Source organism: Idiomarina sp. Sol25 (genome assembly GCF_033052775.1).
In the GTDB taxonomy this organism is placed as follows: Bacteria; Pseudomonadota; Gammaproteobacteria; order Enterobacterales; family Alteromonadaceae; genus Idiomarina.
The window spans coordinates 122981-137233 of sequence record NZ_JAUPEW010000005.1; the positions used below are offsets into that span (position 1 = coordinate 122981).

Sequence of the window (14253 nt, forward strand, 5' to 3'; positions counted from 1 at the left end):
CACAAAAGAAAAACCAAGCTTCCGCAACAATTGCAGAAGCTTGGTTTATTAAGGGTTAGTCAGACTTATGCTTTAAGCCTTTTACAACTTGCCAGCTGATGCCTAATGCACCCACGATGAAGACCATATCACCAACCGTACGGAACCAGCGTAGGTTCTGTAGCAGAGGCTGCTGCATAAAGGCTTCACTGCGTGCATACCACAAGCCTTCGCTGGCGGCGGCGTAGAACTGAATGAAACCGACCGGCAACAGGCTGGTGAAAAGCATGAGTGCTAAGCCAATGTTCATGGTCCAGAATGCCATTTTCATCAGTTTTTCATCGAACTGCAGGTTCGGGCGAATGTAGCGCAAAATTAACAGGACGAAACCAAGTGCCAGGAATCCGTACACACCAAATAAAGCTGCATGTGCGTGAGTTGGCGTAGTGTTCAAGCCTTGCACGTAGTACAGCGAAATAGGTGGGTTTATCATAAAGCCGAGTACACCCGCGCCCAGCATGTTCCAGAAGGCAACCGCAACGAAGCAAAGTAACGGCCACTTAATGCGTTGCATCCAGGTTGCTCGTTTTTGCAGGCTGTAGTTCTCCCAGGCTTCATAGCCCAGAACAATCAGCGGCACGACTTCTAATGCTGAGAACGTTGCACCCACGGCCATGACTGGAGTGGTTGTACCGGCAAAATACAAGTGGTGGAACGTACCTGGTACACCACCGAGCATAAACAGCGACGCGGAAGCTAACGCAGCGACGGTTGCCATGCGACGGGAAACCAAGCCCATGCTGTGGAAAATAAAGGCCAGTGAGGCAGTTGCGAACACTTCGAAGAAGCCTTCTACCCACAGGTGAACAATCCACCAGCGCCAGTATTCCATGATAGAAATGTGAGTACGCTCGCCGTAGAAGAAACCAGCACCGTAGAACAGGCCAATAGCAACTACCGAAGCGGTAAACAGTGCCAGTAAGTTCTTGTCGCCCTTGACTTTGAATGCACCCCACACACAGCGCATCATCAGTACCAGCCAGAATACGATACCCAGGAACTTACCAATTTGCCATAGGCGACCTAAGTCGACGTATTCGTAACCCTGGTGACCTAACCAGAAGTTCAGGTGTGCAGGCATAATTTGCGCAATGGCTAACCAGTTGCCAATAAAGGTACCTGCAACAACTAACACCAATGCCCAGAACAGGATATCGACACCCAGTTTCTGATACTTGGGATCTTTACCGCCATTAATAATCGGCGCAAGAAAGAGGCCTGCAGCCAGGAACCCAGTGGCAATCCAGAACATGGCAGCCTGAATGTGCCAGGTACGGGTTAGTGAGTAGGGGAACCACTCGGAAATATTAATGCCGTAGAATTCCTGTCCCTCTACTGTGTAGTGTGCGGTTAATCCACCCAGTAAAACTTGTAGCGAGAACAGCGCAACCACAATAAACAGGTATTTACCTAAGGCTTTTTGTGAGGGCGTGAGCTTAATTTTGGCTATGGGATCATGCTCTGGCGCAACAGGGTCTTCTTCGTCGTGTTGACGTAAAAACGCCCATGCCCAGATTAAGAAGCCGACACCGGCAATTAAGAGAATCACACTGACAATTGACCAGATAATATTCTCCGCGCTAGGCACGTTATCTATCAAGGTTTCATGTGGCCAGTTGTTGGTATAAGTAATATCTGAGTCAAAACGTTCTGTCGACGCGGCCCAGGCTGTCCAGAAGAAAAAGTCGTTCATTACCGCACGACGCGCTTCTGAAGGAAGCGTATTTTCTTTCATGGCGTAGCTGACGCGGGTAGGGCGCAGCTCCGGGTCATCGCTGAACAGCTTTGAGTAATACTCGCCGGTCTGCTCAATAGCCTGAATGCGTCGCTCACTGAGAATAACGGTATCTGAAGCTTTATCGTAAGTATTGGTCCGATACTCTTCTTTCAGCTCGTATTCCAGTTGATTTTGCTGCGATCCCTCAAGCTGTTCGTAGGGTTTGCCAAAGACTTCGTTCGCGCGAATGTCCAACCAGGCAATAAGTTCGCGGTGTAACCAGTCAGCTGTCCAGTCGGGCGCCTGGTAAGCACCGTGCCCCCAAATGGAACCCAGTTGCATGCCACCAACAGACTGCCAGGCGGTTTGCCCGTCTAAAACAGACTCTTCGGTTGCAATGACTTTGCCATTGGTACTCATGAACTTATCCGGAATAGGCGGAGCCTCACGGTAAACTTCTGTTCCGAAGTACCCTAAAAGTCCAAAGGTAATTGCGAGAACCGCAATTAGCGTCCACCAAAGCTTACGATAACCGGCCATAATTGACCTCCTTGATGCTGAACAGCTTCATATTGTTACTCCATAGGTTTATGAGCAGAGAATTTTGATTAATTCGCTATGCATTCACCTAAGTGCAATATTGAGGCCATAGTTTAATTTACTGATAAATAAGGGATTTAATTTCAAAAGGGTATTTATAACTTAAGTTTATTAGGTTGTTTTTACTTTTATGGTCAAAAGTACCCGAAAGGTTATTTCTACCCTTTAATGGGTATCTCTTTAAGGCTCCTGTCATTTTTTTCTTCTTGCTTAAATCTTGAGCGTGATCAATGCACCCGAAACAGACTTAACTATGCTGAAGCACAATATGTAGTGATTATTTTTATATTAATAACAATATATGGTTTTTTATGGCGATTTATCCTGAATCTTTACATTACAGTGCAGAGCAAATTGTCTGGCAGGAAGTTCCGGGAAAAGTGACTTTAGCTTACACCATTACGGGCTGCCCGGTGGGGTGCAAAGGTTGCCATAGTGTGGATAGCTGGCCGGTGGGAAGTGGCTCATCTCTAACCCAGGAGCATCTGGCACAGCAGCTGCAAAAATACCGTGGATTAATAACCTGTGTTTTATTTCTGGGCGGCGAATGGCAGCCCACAGCACTACTGAAACTATTAAAGCAAATACGAAACGAAGGGCTGGAGACCTGCTTGTATACCGGTTATGAAGACGTCTCTCTGACCCTACGCGAACAACTGACTTATTTAAAAACCGGGCCGTGGATAGCTGCCCGGGGCGGGCTGGAAAGCCCAACCACCAACCAACGCTTTTATGACTTACGGACACTGCAGTTATTGAACTGCGCGTTTCAAACAGGAGAATAATTATGTTGCGCTTAAACCAAGAACAAGTCACTGGCAAAGTCGATTTCATTCACGAGTATCTGCATGCTCAAAACGCGGCCGATGGCTCGAAAATGGATGCAAACGCCAACGTCACACAAAAGAACATAGCAACGCTTGAAGCCGAGTTAATGAAGGACTTTTTTGTGCAGGTTAACCGCAAACAGGTCAGTAATAAAATTAGCGAACTCTTCGGTAATGATCTGGCGAAAGAGTACGTTCGACAAATTGAAGATCATGAAATATACGTACATGACGAAACCAGCCTGAAACCTTACTGTGTTTCAGTCACCATGTACCCGTTTTTACGTGACGGTTTAACTAAGCTGGGTGGAGAGTCTCAGGCACCTAAGCATTTAGAGTCTTTCTGCGGCACCTTTGTTAACTTTGTTTTTGCCGTGAGCTCGCAGTTTGCCGGGGCTGTTGCTACGGTCGAGTTTCTAACCTACTTCGACTACTTTGCTCGCAAAGACTACGGTTACGACTATTTGAATACGCATCGTCACCAAATTGAAAACCACCTGCAGCACGTGGTCTATGCGCTGAATCAGCCTGCGGCGGCCCGCGGCTACCAGAGTGTATTCTGGAATATTTCCATTTACGACCAGCATTACTTTGACAGTATGTTTGGCGAGTTTGTTTTCCCTGCGGACTTTACCAAACCTGAGTGGAGTTCGGTTAGCGCATTACAGGACTTCTTCCTGGACTGGTTTAATAAGGAACGTGAAAAAACGATATTGACCTTCCCGGTGGTGACTGTGGCCATGTTAACTGACAACGGTCAGTGCAAAGATCAGGCATTTGCCGAAAAAATAGCCGGGGAAATGGCAAATGGCAACTCCTTCTTTGTTTACTTATCTGACAATGCCGACTCGTTAGCGTCCTGTTGCCGACTACGCAGCGAAATTAGCGACAATACCTTTTCTTATACCCTGGGTGCCGGTGGTGTTGCGACAGGCTCTATTAATGTCATTACCATGAACATGAACCGTTTGGTGCAGGATGGCAGAGATTTAGAGGAAGAAGTCCGCAAAATCCACAAATATCAGGTGGCTTACAGAAAACTGCTGGAAGAATACAAGGAAGCGGGTCTGTTAACGGTCTATGACGCCGGCTTTATTACCCTGGACAAGCAGTTTTTGACTATTGGTATTAACGGCATGGTTGAAGCGGCGGAATCGCAGGGGATTACTGCAGGTAACAACCAGGCCTATAAAGATTTTGTGCAAAGCCATTTAAAAGTCATTTATGACGCAAACAAGGCCGCTAAAAAAGAATACGGGCACATGTTCAACACAGAGTTTGTGCCAGCAGAAAACCTGGGCGTGAAGAACGCCAAGTGGGATCGATCTGACGGTTATAAAGTGAGCCGTGACTGCTACAACTCCTACTTCTATGCCGTAGAAGACGAAGACGCCAATGCACTGGATAAACTGGTTCTTCACGGAAAAGAATTGATTGAATACCTGGATGGCGGTTCGGCATTGCATTTGAACCTTGATGAAAAGCTCAATACCTCTGGGTATTTGTCCTTACTGAACATTGCGGCGAAAACGGGCTGTAATTACTTTTGCATTAACGTCAAAATTACCATTTGTAATGCCTGTGAGCAGATTGATAAACGCACCTTAAGCGAATGTTCCAGCTGTGGCTCTGAAGACATTGATTACGGAACCCGGGTGATTGGTTACTTAAAACGAGTGTCTGCTTTTAGTGCAGGCCGTCGAAAAGAGCACCATTTGCGTCATTATCATCGCAAGCAGCCTGCAGAGGTTGCTGTGGGTGCGGCACAATCCAATAGGGTATTTCGCAGAGCTAGCTAAAGTGGCACAAAATGCTGACAGAGAGGGATGAGTTTTCCCTCTTTCTGTAGCTCTCAAAATTCGAGTTTTGTGGTAATCTCCGCGCGAAAATTCCTGCCGGAATAATCAACCATTTTCATTCTTAACCACCAACCAACAAGGAGAGTTGGTGCAGTTTATATTTTGGTTCTGAACTGCACTGAAAAAACGCTATGAAAAGATTACTGTTTACCGTCATTTCGCTGCTGTTTTCGGTATCAGTACTGGCTGCAGAACCCTCTGCTGACCGTATCGATCTCACCTCATCGACCGTTGGTTATGCTGCCATCGTCATTTTTATTCTTGCTTATATTTTAGTGATGGGTGAAGAGAAACTGCACATGAGAAAATCCAAGCCTGTGCTGCTAGCGGCAGGAGTTATATGGATACTCATAGGGTTTGTTTACACTGGCGACAACGCCGCCCTCGCCGAAGAAGCCTTCCGGGAAAATTTATTAAAATTTGCGGAGCTGATGTTGTTTTTGCTGGTGGCAATGACCTACATCAATGCTCTGGAAGAACGGCGTTTGTTCGATGCGCTCAGCGCCTGGTTGATGAAAAAGGGCTTCACTTATAGAAAGCTCTTCTGGATAACCGGGTTTTTAGCGTTTTTCATTTCGCCTATTGCGGACAACCTGACCACAGCTCTGTTGATGTCAGCCGTGGTTATGAAGGTTGCCGAGGGCAATAAAAAGTTTGTCGCGCTTTGCTGCTCCAGCATTGTTATAGCCGTGAATGCTGCCGGCGCGTATAGCCCATTTGGTGATATAACCACACTTATGGTTTGGCAGTCCGGCAAGGTAGAGTTTACTGAGTTCTTACAGCTGTTTGTGCCTGCATTGGTGAACTACTTAATACCCGCAGTTATCATGAGCTTCTTTATTGAGAACAAAAGCCCGACAACGCTGCATACCGAAGTGGAACTTAAGCGGGGAGCCCTGCGCATTACCTTCTTGTTCTTGTTGACCGTTGCAACCGCCGTTGCATGCCACATTTGGCTGGAGTTGCCTCCTGTGCTCGGAATGATGATGGGGCTGGGCTACTTACAGTTCTTCGGCTACTTCCTGCGTATGACCCTGCCGGGGTCACTGGCGCGCAAACGGGCAATGGCAGAACGCGAGGGCGACCAAAAACGCCTGCAACAACTTGGTGGTGTCGTGCCATTCGATGTATTCAGCCGGGTTTCCCGTGCCGAGTGGGACACCTTGCTGTTTTTCTACGGCATCGTCTTATGCGTTGGTGGTTTAGGCTTTATGGGTTACTTAGGTTTACTGTCCGAGTCTCTTTATGGTGGTTTAGACCCAACCATAGCAAACAGTATTCTTGGCGTGGTCTCCGCTCTTGTAGATAACATTCCGGTGATGTTCGCGGTACTGTCCATGGACCCTGAGATGTCCACCGGACACTGGCTGCTCATAACCCTGGCCTGTTGTACCGGCGGCAGCCTGCTCTCTATCGGTTCCGCCTCAGGCGTTGCCTTAATGGGACAAGCCAGAGGTTACTACACCTTTATGTCGCATCTAAAATGGACACCGGTAATAGCAATAGGTTACGCAGCCAGCATCCTGCTACACCTATGGCTAAACCAAGCCACCTCCCTGAGCTAGTGGCGGGGAGGGGGGGAAAGGACTCTCTTGCGGTTAAGGTTTCCGGCTCAGAGAGACGCCTGCAAGTACATCCCTGTAAGGCTTGGGTGGCGCCATCCTTGGCGCCACACACTCTCTGAGCCGGAAACCTCAACCACTCGACGTCCTTTCCCTAACCTATGCTTTGCCGAGGCTTCTTCGGCGCTCTTGCTTTTCGGATATTGTCGTTCAGCCGGCTATTAAGGTTTGTTTTCCGAAGTCAGCTGATAGAGGTAACCCGGTCGCGGCACGCGCCGGAGAGCTGGTAAGAAAGTGTGTGGCGCCAAGGATGGCGCCACCCAAGCCCCCAGGGATGGGTTCACGGCGTCTTTCTTACCAGCTCTCCAAGCGTAACCGAGGCCGGGTTACCGCCCCCAGCCAGCTAAACGACTTTGGAGTAGCGGTTTTGGCCGTGATCCAGGTATTCGTCGAAACAGGCGCAGATGCTGCGAACCCAGAGGCGACCTAAGTCGGTGACGCGGAGCTTTTTGTCGGAGACGTCGACTAAGCCGTCTTCAATGAATGGTTTTAGTAGCGGTATGGCTTCGGCGAAATGTGCCCAAAAATCTTCGAGATCCCATTCTGCTTTAAAAGCTTCTATATCAAGCTCGAAATGGCAAATAACCTGAGAAATTAATGCGGCACGCAGCTTATCTTCATCGTTTAACGCCATGCTTTTTATAATGGGTTTTTGTCCGTTATCTATCATTTTGTAGTAGGCAGGAAGCTCTTTTTCGTGTTGCCACAGCACACCGTTTACCTGGCTAATGGATGATACACCTAAGCCCAGCAGTGCGTCCTGACCGTCGGTGGTGTAGCCCTGGAAGTTACGCTGCAAGCGGCCTTCGCGCTGAGCTATGGCAAGGCCATCGTCTTTTTTTGCAAAATGGTCCATGCCGATAAACTGATAACCGGCGTCGTTCAGTTGTGTAATGGCTTGTTCCAGCAGACTCAGCTTAACCGACGGCTGTGGAATGGATTCTTCCGGTATTTTTTTCTGCCCGGCGAAACGCTGGGGTAAATGGGCGTAGCTAAACACCGAAATGCGATCGGGATCCATTTCAATGACTTGCTCAATAGACTTCTTAAAGGTTTCCGGGCGCTGGTAAGGCAGGCCGTAAATAAGGTCTAAGTTAATTGACTCAAAGCCTAATTCTTTACTGAGTTTTAGCTGATGCGCAATAAGCTCAATATCCTGTACGCGATTGATCGCAATTTGAACTTTCTTGTCGAAGTCCTGTACCCCATAACTTACACGGTTAAAACCTAAATCGCGTAAATGGCGAAGCTTTTCGTCGCTGCAGCTGCGTGGGTCAATCTCTATGCTGACCTCAGGATTATCCGCGAAGGTAAAATGCTGATGAACCAGTTCCATTAGGCGGGTCAGTTGCTGTTCGGTCAAAAAGGTCGGGGTGCCACCGCCTAAGTGAATCTGGCGGATCTTCTTGTCCTTTACCATAGGCTGATACATCGCCATTTCGCGGGCGAGATAATCCAGGTACTTATCGGCTTTATGCTGGTGGCGGGTAACAACTTTATTGCAACCACAGTAATAGCAAAGCTTGTGGCAGAAAGGTAAGTGCAAATACAGACACAGTCCGTCATTTGCGTTTTTCAGCGCGGCTTCTATGCGGCTTTCTGAAAATTGTTCGGAAAGCATTAACGCTGTGGGATAAGACGTATAACGAGGCCCATTAATATTGTATTTTTCTATTAACTCTTTATCCCAGGTAACTGTACTCATAACCACCTCTTGACCCCAGCCAAAAACTATTTAATTAACTTATCTGTATTGTTTCACCTTTTTCTTTATAAATAAAATCACTAAAGCGCTCTCCTATTAAATATAAGGCCCTTGGTAGCTTTTGATTTACCTCAATAGTGTCTAAGAAGTTTTTTAAATGTAACCCTAATTCGGTATTGCCTTTCACCATTAGTTTTCGATTAAAGAATAATGTGTCGGGGTCAACCTTTCCGTAAATCAGTAAAAGCAGTGCGTCAGCGTCTGCTGAAAGCTTTACATCGGCTTCTGCTAGGCCCTTAAGGGATTTCAGTTGATTTCCTTTTAACGTCAAAAATAGAGATAAATCAATGTCTTTGACCTTTATCTCTATTATGTTTCCGGAAATAAAATTAAGCTCTCCTGAAGAAATTTCTTCCTTAAATAAAAGGTTTAATAACTTTTCAGATCCAAAGTTAATAAATTGAGACGGAATTAATTTATTTATTGGGCGAATTAATTTAGGTATAGAAGATACCCAGTTGGTGGTATTCATGTTTTTCTCCGTTTGCAACAAAAATAAAATTTCGAGCACTATAATGAATTAATAATTAGTGCGCTACAAAATATTAAATAGAGGTTTTAAATGGAATTGCTGTGTCCGGCCGGAAGTATCCCTGCATTAAAAGCGGCTATAGAAAATGGTGCCGATGCGGTCTATGTGGGACTAAAAGATGAAACCAATGCGCGTCATTTTGCAGGTTTAAATTTAAACCAGATGAAGCTATCGGAAGCAGCGGACTATGTACACAAGCATGGGCGTAAACTGCACGTTGCCATTAATACCTTCGCGCATGCCAACAGTTGGGAGAAATGGCGTCAGGCGGTTGATGATGCTGTGCTGGCGGGTGCCGACGTGCTGATTATCGCTGACTTAGCTGTATTGGCTTACGCCGCCGAAAGATACCCGAAAGTAGAACGGCATTTATCGGTACAGGCCTCTGCAACCAACGCCGGAGCCATTCGATTCTACCAGCAGTTTGGCGTGTCGCGGGTGGTCTTGCCCCGAGTGCTGTCTATGCAGCAGGTGCGGGCACTGGCGCGTACGACGGATGTCGAGCTGGAGGTATTTGCTTTTGGTAGCCTCTGCATTATGGCGGAAGGGCGTTGCTACTTAAGTTCTTATCTGACCGGTGAGTCACCCAATACAGCAGGTGCCTGCTCGCCTGCAGCTTTTGTCGAGTGGGACGAACAGGACAACAAACTGGAATCTCGACTTAACGGTGTGCTTATCGACCGTTTTGATGAAAACGAGAAGGCCGGTTATCCCACCTTGTGCAAGGGGCGTTTCTCGGTTGATGATGAAATCTACAATGTGCTGGAAGAACCCACCAGCCTGAACACTTTAAGCTTGTTGCCGCAACTTTATAAAGAAGGCATTGCTTCGTTGAAAATTGAAGGTCGGCAGCGCAGCCCGGCTTATGTGGCGCAAATTACCCGGGTGTGGCGTCAGGCTATCGATACGGTCATGGCAGATCCCGACAACTTTGAAGTAGTGGATAACTGGAACTCAGTTCTGTCATCACTCTCTGAGGGCAGTCAAACGACGCTCGGCGCGTACCACCGGAAATGGAAGTAACCAACATGAAGTTTTCATTAGGACCTATTCTGTATTTTTGGCCGAAACAGCAAGTTTTTGATTTTTACCAGCAAGCCGCGGAATCAGATGTTGACCATGTGTATCTGGGCGAAACCGTTTGCAGTAAGCGTCGTGAGTTAAAGCTGGATGACTATCTGGCGATAGCGCACATGCTAAGAGAAGCCGGGAAAAAAGTAACGCTGTCGACAATGACCTTGTTGGAAGCTCCTGCGGAGCTCCGGGAGCTGGGTAAATATTGCGATAATGGCGAGTTTGATGTCGAAGCCAATGATGTCAGCGCTATTAACTTATTGCAGGAGCAGGGGCTGAACTTTACCGCCGGGCCGGCCATTAATATTTATAATCACCAGAGCCTGCGCCGTCTTATTGATATGGGCATGACCCGCTGGGTGGTTCCATTTGAACTTTCCCGCGACTGGCTGCAGGACGTCTTACAGCACAACCTTATTGACACCGTGAGGGACTGCTTTGAAGTGGAAGTTTTCTCCTTTGGTCATATACCTTTGGCCTGGTCTGGTCGCTGCTTTACTGCCCGCTCGGAGAACCGCCCGAAAGATCGGTGCGAGCTGTGTTGCATAAAATACCCGGAAGGCCGGGAAGTGAAAAGCCAGGAAGGTCAGCAGGTGTTTGTACTTAATGGTATTCAGACGCAATCGGGTACACGCTATAACTTGATAAACCAGCTACCGGGTATGAATGGCCTGGTCGATATTGTGCGTATCAGTCCGCAACCCGAGGGGACTTTCGACTGGCTACAACGCTTCCGCACTAATATCAATGGGGAACACCCCGTGACCCTGACGAGCAAAGAGAACAATGGCTATTGGTTGCAACTGGCGGGGCTAGCGACAGGCTAGAATCTCTAAATAGGTATTAACTGACTTTTAGTGGTAGAGCGTCGATCTTCGTCAAAATAAAAGGTATATTAAAAATGTATCTTTTATTAATAAGCGGTGACAGTGATGCAAATCACAGACAGACAAAAAGAAGAGCAGTTAACTCCTATTCTGCGGCAGGCGTTTCGGCCTCTGTTCCTTTTGGGTGCAGGGTTCAGTGCCGTAGCGATGCTGCTGTGGGGGTTAGCACTTGGTGGAAAGCTCAGTTTGCCTGTATACGGCAACATCATGTTCTGGCACAGCCATGAAATGATATTTGGCTTTGTTATTGCCATAGTCCTGGGTTTTTTATTAACTGCGGTGCAGAACTGGACCGGACTTAGGGCACCACATGGCAAAACTCTGCTTATTCTGACCGTTTTATGGGCAGCCGCCAGGTTAATGTTGCTGTTGGGCGGTGAACTGCCGTGGTGGTTGGTTGCAGGCGTGGATGTCAGCCTCTTACCTGTTGCCGCGTTGCTGTTCGGGCGTATGGTGTTAAAAGTAAATCAGACCCGGAATTTATTCTTTGTGCCCATTTTGCTGTTGCTGACGGTGTGCAACTTGCTTATGCACTACGGCTTACACTTTGGTCACTATCATATTCAGGTGCTTGGTGCTTACAACGCAGTATTTCTGGTGACCTTGTTAATGGCTATTATTGGCGGACGAGTGCTGCCAATGTTTACTGCCAACGGTACTCAAACGCCCAAAGTAACGCCAATTGTCTGGCTTGATCGCATCGCCTTAGGCAGCTTGTGGCTTATCTTTGCTGTGCACTTTCTGAATCTGCACACGCTGTTACCTAACCAGATAATGGTCGTTTTATTTGGTGTTTCAGCTGTGGCTACCGGTGTAAGAGTTGCGCGCTGGAAAATCTGGATAACCTGGAGAGTACCGCTGCTTTGGTCATTGCATTTAGCTTACTGGTTTATTCCGGTTGGGCTGGCCTTATTTGCATTGCGTTACGCGGGCTTTGACCTGACTCAGAGTGTTGCGCTGCATGCCTTAACCGCCGGAGCTATGGGAAATATGATCCTAAGTATGATAGCGCGCGTTTCGTTGGGTCATAGTGGGCGTCCGTTGCAACCAAAACTGATAATGACCGGCGCATTTCTACTGGTGTTAATAGCCGCTTTAACCCGGGTCTTCATAATGTGGCTGGTTCCTGATTTAGCCAGCCAGTGGTTAATGTTTAGCGCTATAGCCTGGACAATGGCTTATGGTATTTATGTTGTGGTTCATTTTAAGGTGCTGACAACCCCCCGCGCCGACGGTAACGCAGGTTAAGTCTCTTGCGGAGAGTGGTCGGGGCGCGTAGCCAGCCAGCACCCGACCACAACCAGAACAACCCCGACAATTGCTTTTAACCACACCGGAACCTGCGGAACAAATAACCATAGCACCAGGTACCCGGTTGCCATCATGACTAAGGCGATTATCTTAGAGCGGCGTTTAATGACCCGGTGTTCGCGCCAGGCTTTTATGTCCGGGCCGTATTTAGGGTGGTTAAGCAGCCAGGCTTCAAGCCGGGGCCAGCCTTTACTAGCAGCCCACAATGCAGCAATGAGAAAAGGTACTGTGGGCATTACCGGCAGGGCAATGCCAATAAGTCCAAGCAATACAAAAAATAGCGCCAGAGCGCGCCACAATAACCGAATTAACAGCTCCCGCGTCACGACTTCATTCCTAATCGGCTGGCCATTTTGTGCAGGTTACTGGCATCCAGCTGCAGGTCTTTAGCGGCCTGGCTCCAGCTGTTGTTATGACGGCTCAAAGCCGCTTCTATCATCTTACGCTGAGTATAATTTACCGCTTCTTTCATCGACACGTTAGCCGGAGGTAAGTTGGTTCCTGCGGAGTTTTTTCCAGAGTCGGCGGTGGCTGACAAAGGCAGTTGCACATCCAGATCCAGCATGTCGGGTTCAATAGTGGCAATATCGGTTTTTTCCACTCCGTGGCTCAGTAGCTTAATAGCGGCCCGGCTTATAACATGTTCCAGTTCACGCACATTACCCGGCCACTGGTATTGTTGTATAGCAAGCTCAGCCTCCGGCGATAAGCGCAAAGCCCGCAACCCCAGACGAGCCCGGTTTAGCTCGAGAAAATGCCCGGCCAGAATAGACACATCGTCACCGCGCTCGCGTAATGGCGGAATTGGCAAAGGATAAACCGAAAGGCGGTGGTATAAATCAGCACGGAAAGTTTCATTACTGACTTGCTGGCGCAGGTTGCGGTTGGTGGCTGCTATAAGGCGAACATCTACTTTTCGGTATTTGTCAGAGCCTAAACGCTGAATTTCACCATTTTGCAGTACTCGCAGTAACTTGGCCTGTATGGATAAGGGCAGCTCGCCAACTTCATCCAGAAACAGCGTGCCGCCGTGAGCGACTTCAAAGCGTCCTGAACGATCGCTGGTTGCCCCGGAAAACGCCCCTTTTACGTGACCAAAAAGCTCGCTTTCTGCAAGTGACTCCGGCAGAGCCGCACAGTTCACATAAATAAGGGGTTTGTCGCTGCGTTGCGAGAGCAAGTGCAGTTCACGGGCAAACAGCTCTTTACCGACACCGGTCTCGCCCAGCAGCAACACGGGCAAATCGGCACTGGCAACTACCCGCAGTTCTTTGAGTACACTTTCAATGGCTTTGCTGTGCCCGATAATTTCCGATTCGTTTCTTTCTGTGGTTCCGGATTTTGGCATGGTGCGCTGCTGGCCTTGTCGCAGAGCCCTGACGTTTTGCTCCAGCTGGCCAATGCGAACGGCGGTCTCAACGAACAAGCTAAACTTTTGCAATTCAATCATTGAGTTGTCGGTAAAGGTTCCGGGATGCAGGGCGTCTAACGTCAGCACGCCCCAACACTTATTCTCCAGATACAAACTCATACCCATGCAGTCGTGAACGGGTAGCGCATCACCAGGCTGATCAGCGAGCAGTCCGTCGTAAGGGTCTGGTAATGAAGAGTCGTGCTCAAACCGCACGGGGTTACGAGAAGCCAGTAATGCTGCTAACCGGGGATGTTGTGCCACAACGAAGCGGCGGCCCAGGGCTTCGCGTACCAGTCCCTGAATAGCAACCGGTTGCAGCACTTCATTATCCAGCTTTAATAAAACCACTGCGCCGCAGTTAAAGTGGCTGCGCAAGGTGTTGACTAAATTTTGTAAACGAACGGCTGCAGGCTGCTCGGTAAGCAGGTCTGCTAATAGACTTTCTTGCAACATGGTTAAATTGACTGCCCAGGTTAAAAATACCCTTCTTGGTTGGGTTGATAGTACCGCGGCACCCCGGAGAGTCAATAATCCTAACGGGGTAGGAGCTGGCCTGTTTGTTGCAATCCTTACTGGAGTAAGAAACTTTATTTAGCAAACAGGAGT

The 14253-nt window shown here is 48.2% G+C and carries 11 protein-coding genes; 6 read left to right on the plus strand and 5 right to left on the minus strand.

The window, feature by feature from the left end; translation table 11 throughout:
- Window positions 1-55: 55 nt before the first annotated feature.
- On the minus strand, window positions 56-2296 hold the full coding sequence (locus Q5L94_RS09065; protein WP_317498120.1) for a nitric-oxide reductase large subunit: 2241 nt from the start codon (window positions 2294-2296) through the stop codon (window positions 56-58).
- 371 nt (window positions 2297-2667) lie between these two features.
- Between Q5L94_RS09065 and nrdG the strand changes: the two genes are divergently transcribed.
- The 3 genes from nrdG to nhaD all read left to right on the plus strand — a co-directional run bounded on the left by nrdG (window position 2668) and on the right by nhaD (window position 6607).
- A complete protein-coding gene (gene nrdG / locus Q5L94_RS09070; protein ID WP_317498121.1) occupies window positions 2668-3141 on the plus strand; it encodes an anaerobic ribonucleoside-triphosphate reductase activating protein in 474 nt (157 codons plus the stop codon).
- 2 nt (window positions 3142-3143) lie between these two features.
- Complete coding sequence (gene nrdD, locus Q5L94_RS09075) at window positions 3144-4982, plus strand: anaerobic ribonucleoside-triphosphate reductase (RefSeq protein ID WP_317498122.1); 1839 nt, start codon at window positions 3144-3146, stop codon at window positions 4980-4982.
- A 191-nt stretch (window positions 4983-5173) separates the two neighbouring features.
- Window positions 5174-6607 carry a sodium:proton antiporter NhaD gene (gene nhaD / locus Q5L94_RS09080; protein ID WP_317498123.1) on the plus strand — a complete coding sequence of 478 codons (1434 nt, stop codon included), beginning with the start codon at window positions 5174-5176 and terminating at the stop codon, window positions 6605-6607.
- A 400-nt stretch (window positions 6608-7007) separates the two neighbouring features.
- Here nhaD and hemN read toward each other — a convergent pair whose 3' ends face one another.
- Both hemN and Q5L94_RS09090 read right to left on the minus strand, forming a co-directional pair.
- A complete protein-coding gene (gene hemN / locus Q5L94_RS09085) occupies window positions 7008-8369 on the minus strand; it encodes an oxygen-independent coproporphyrinogen III oxidase (RefSeq protein WP_317498124.1) in 1362 nt (453 codons plus the stop codon).
- 34 nt (window positions 8370-8403) lie between these two features.
- Window positions 8404-8901 carry an SCP2 domain-containing protein gene (locus Q5L94_RS09090; protein ID WP_317498125.1) on the minus strand — a complete coding sequence of 166 codons (498 nt, stop codon included), beginning with the start codon at window positions 8899-8901 and terminating at the stop codon, window positions 8404-8406.
- A gap of 90 nt (window positions 8902-8991) precedes the next feature.
- On the opposite strand from Q5L94_RS09090, the gene Q5L94_RS09095 reads away from it, so the two are divergent.
- The 3 genes from Q5L94_RS09095 to Q5L94_RS09105 all read left to right on the plus strand — a co-directional run bounded on the left by Q5L94_RS09095 (window position 8992) and on the right by Q5L94_RS09105 (window position 12170).
- Complete coding sequence (locus Q5L94_RS09095) at window positions 8992-9984, plus strand: peptidase U32 family protein (protein WP_317498126.1); 993 nt, start codon at window positions 8992-8994, stop codon at window positions 9982-9984.
- A 5-nt stretch (window positions 9985-9989) separates the two neighbouring features.
- On the plus strand, window positions 9990-10862 hold the full coding sequence (locus tag Q5L94_RS09100) for a U32 family peptidase (RefSeq protein ID WP_317498127.1): 873 nt from the start codon (window positions 9990-9992) through the stop codon (window positions 10860-10862).
- Between the two features lie 105 nt (window positions 10863-10967).
- Window positions 10968-12170, plus strand: coding sequence for an NnrS family protein (locus Q5L94_RS09105; protein WP_317498128.1), 1203 nt, complete (start codon window positions 10968-10970; stop codon window positions 12168-12170).
- Here the strand turns inward: Q5L94_RS09105 and Q5L94_RS09110 are convergent.
- Both Q5L94_RS09110 and norR read right to left on the minus strand, forming a co-directional pair.
- Complete coding sequence (locus Q5L94_RS09110; protein ID WP_317498129.1) at window positions 12167-12559, minus strand: YbaN family protein; 393 nt, start codon at window positions 12557-12559, stop codon at window positions 12167-12169. The two genes, Q5L94_RS09105 and Q5L94_RS09110, sit on opposite strands and share 4 nt — an antisense overlap.
- Entirely contained in the window at window positions 12556-14100 is a 1545-nt protein-coding gene (gene norR / locus Q5L94_RS09115; RefSeq protein WP_317498130.1) for a nitric oxide reductase transcriptional regulator NorR, read from the minus strand. Before norR ends, Q5L94_RS09110 begins: the two co-directional genes overlap by 4 nt.
- Between the last annotated feature and the right edge of the window lie 153 nt (window positions 14101-14253).

What these genes read in the sequence shown, in the direction of transcription:
- Q5L94_RS09100 (WP_317498127.1), top strand. Translation starts at nt 9,990, where the DNA reads ATGAAGTTTTCATTAGGACCTATTCTGTATTTTTGGCCGAAACAGCAA.
- nrdD (WP_317498122.1), top strand. Translation starts at nt 3,144, where the DNA reads ATGTTGCGCTTAAACCAAGAACAAGTCACTGGCAAAGTCGATTTCATT.
- Q5L94_RS09095 (WP_317498126.1), top strand. Translation starts at nt 8,992, where the DNA reads ATGGAATTGCTGTGTCCGGCCGGAAGTATCCCTGCATTAAAAGCGGCT.
- hemN (WP_317498124.1), bottom strand. Translation starts at nt 8,369, where the DNA reads ATGAGTACAGTTACCTGGGATAAAGAGTTAATAGAAAAATACAATATT.
- nrdG (WP_317498121.1), top strand. Translation starts at nt 2,668, where the DNA reads ATGGCGATTTATCCTGAATCTTTACATTACAGTGCAGAGCAAATTGTC.
- Q5L94_RS09105 (WP_317498128.1), top strand. Translation starts at nt 10,968, where the DNA reads ATGCAAATCACAGACAGACAAAAAGAAGAGCAGTTAACTCCTATTCTG.
- norR (WP_317498130.1), bottom strand. Translation starts at nt 14,100, where the DNA reads ATGTTGCAAGAAAGTCTATTAGCAGACCTGCTTACCGAGCAGCCTGCA.
- Q5L94_RS09065 (WP_317498120.1), bottom strand. Translation starts at nt 2,296, where the DNA reads ATGGCCGGTTATCGTAAGCTTTGGTGGACGCTAATTGCGGTTCTCGCA.
- Q5L94_RS09090 (WP_317498125.1), bottom strand. Translation starts at nt 8,901, where the DNA reads ATGAATACCACCAACTGGGTATCTTCTATACCTAAATTAATTCGCCCA.
- nhaD (WP_317498123.1), top strand. Translation starts at nt 5,174, where the DNA reads ATGAAAAGATTACTGTTTACCGTCATTTCGCTGCTGTTTTCGGTATCA.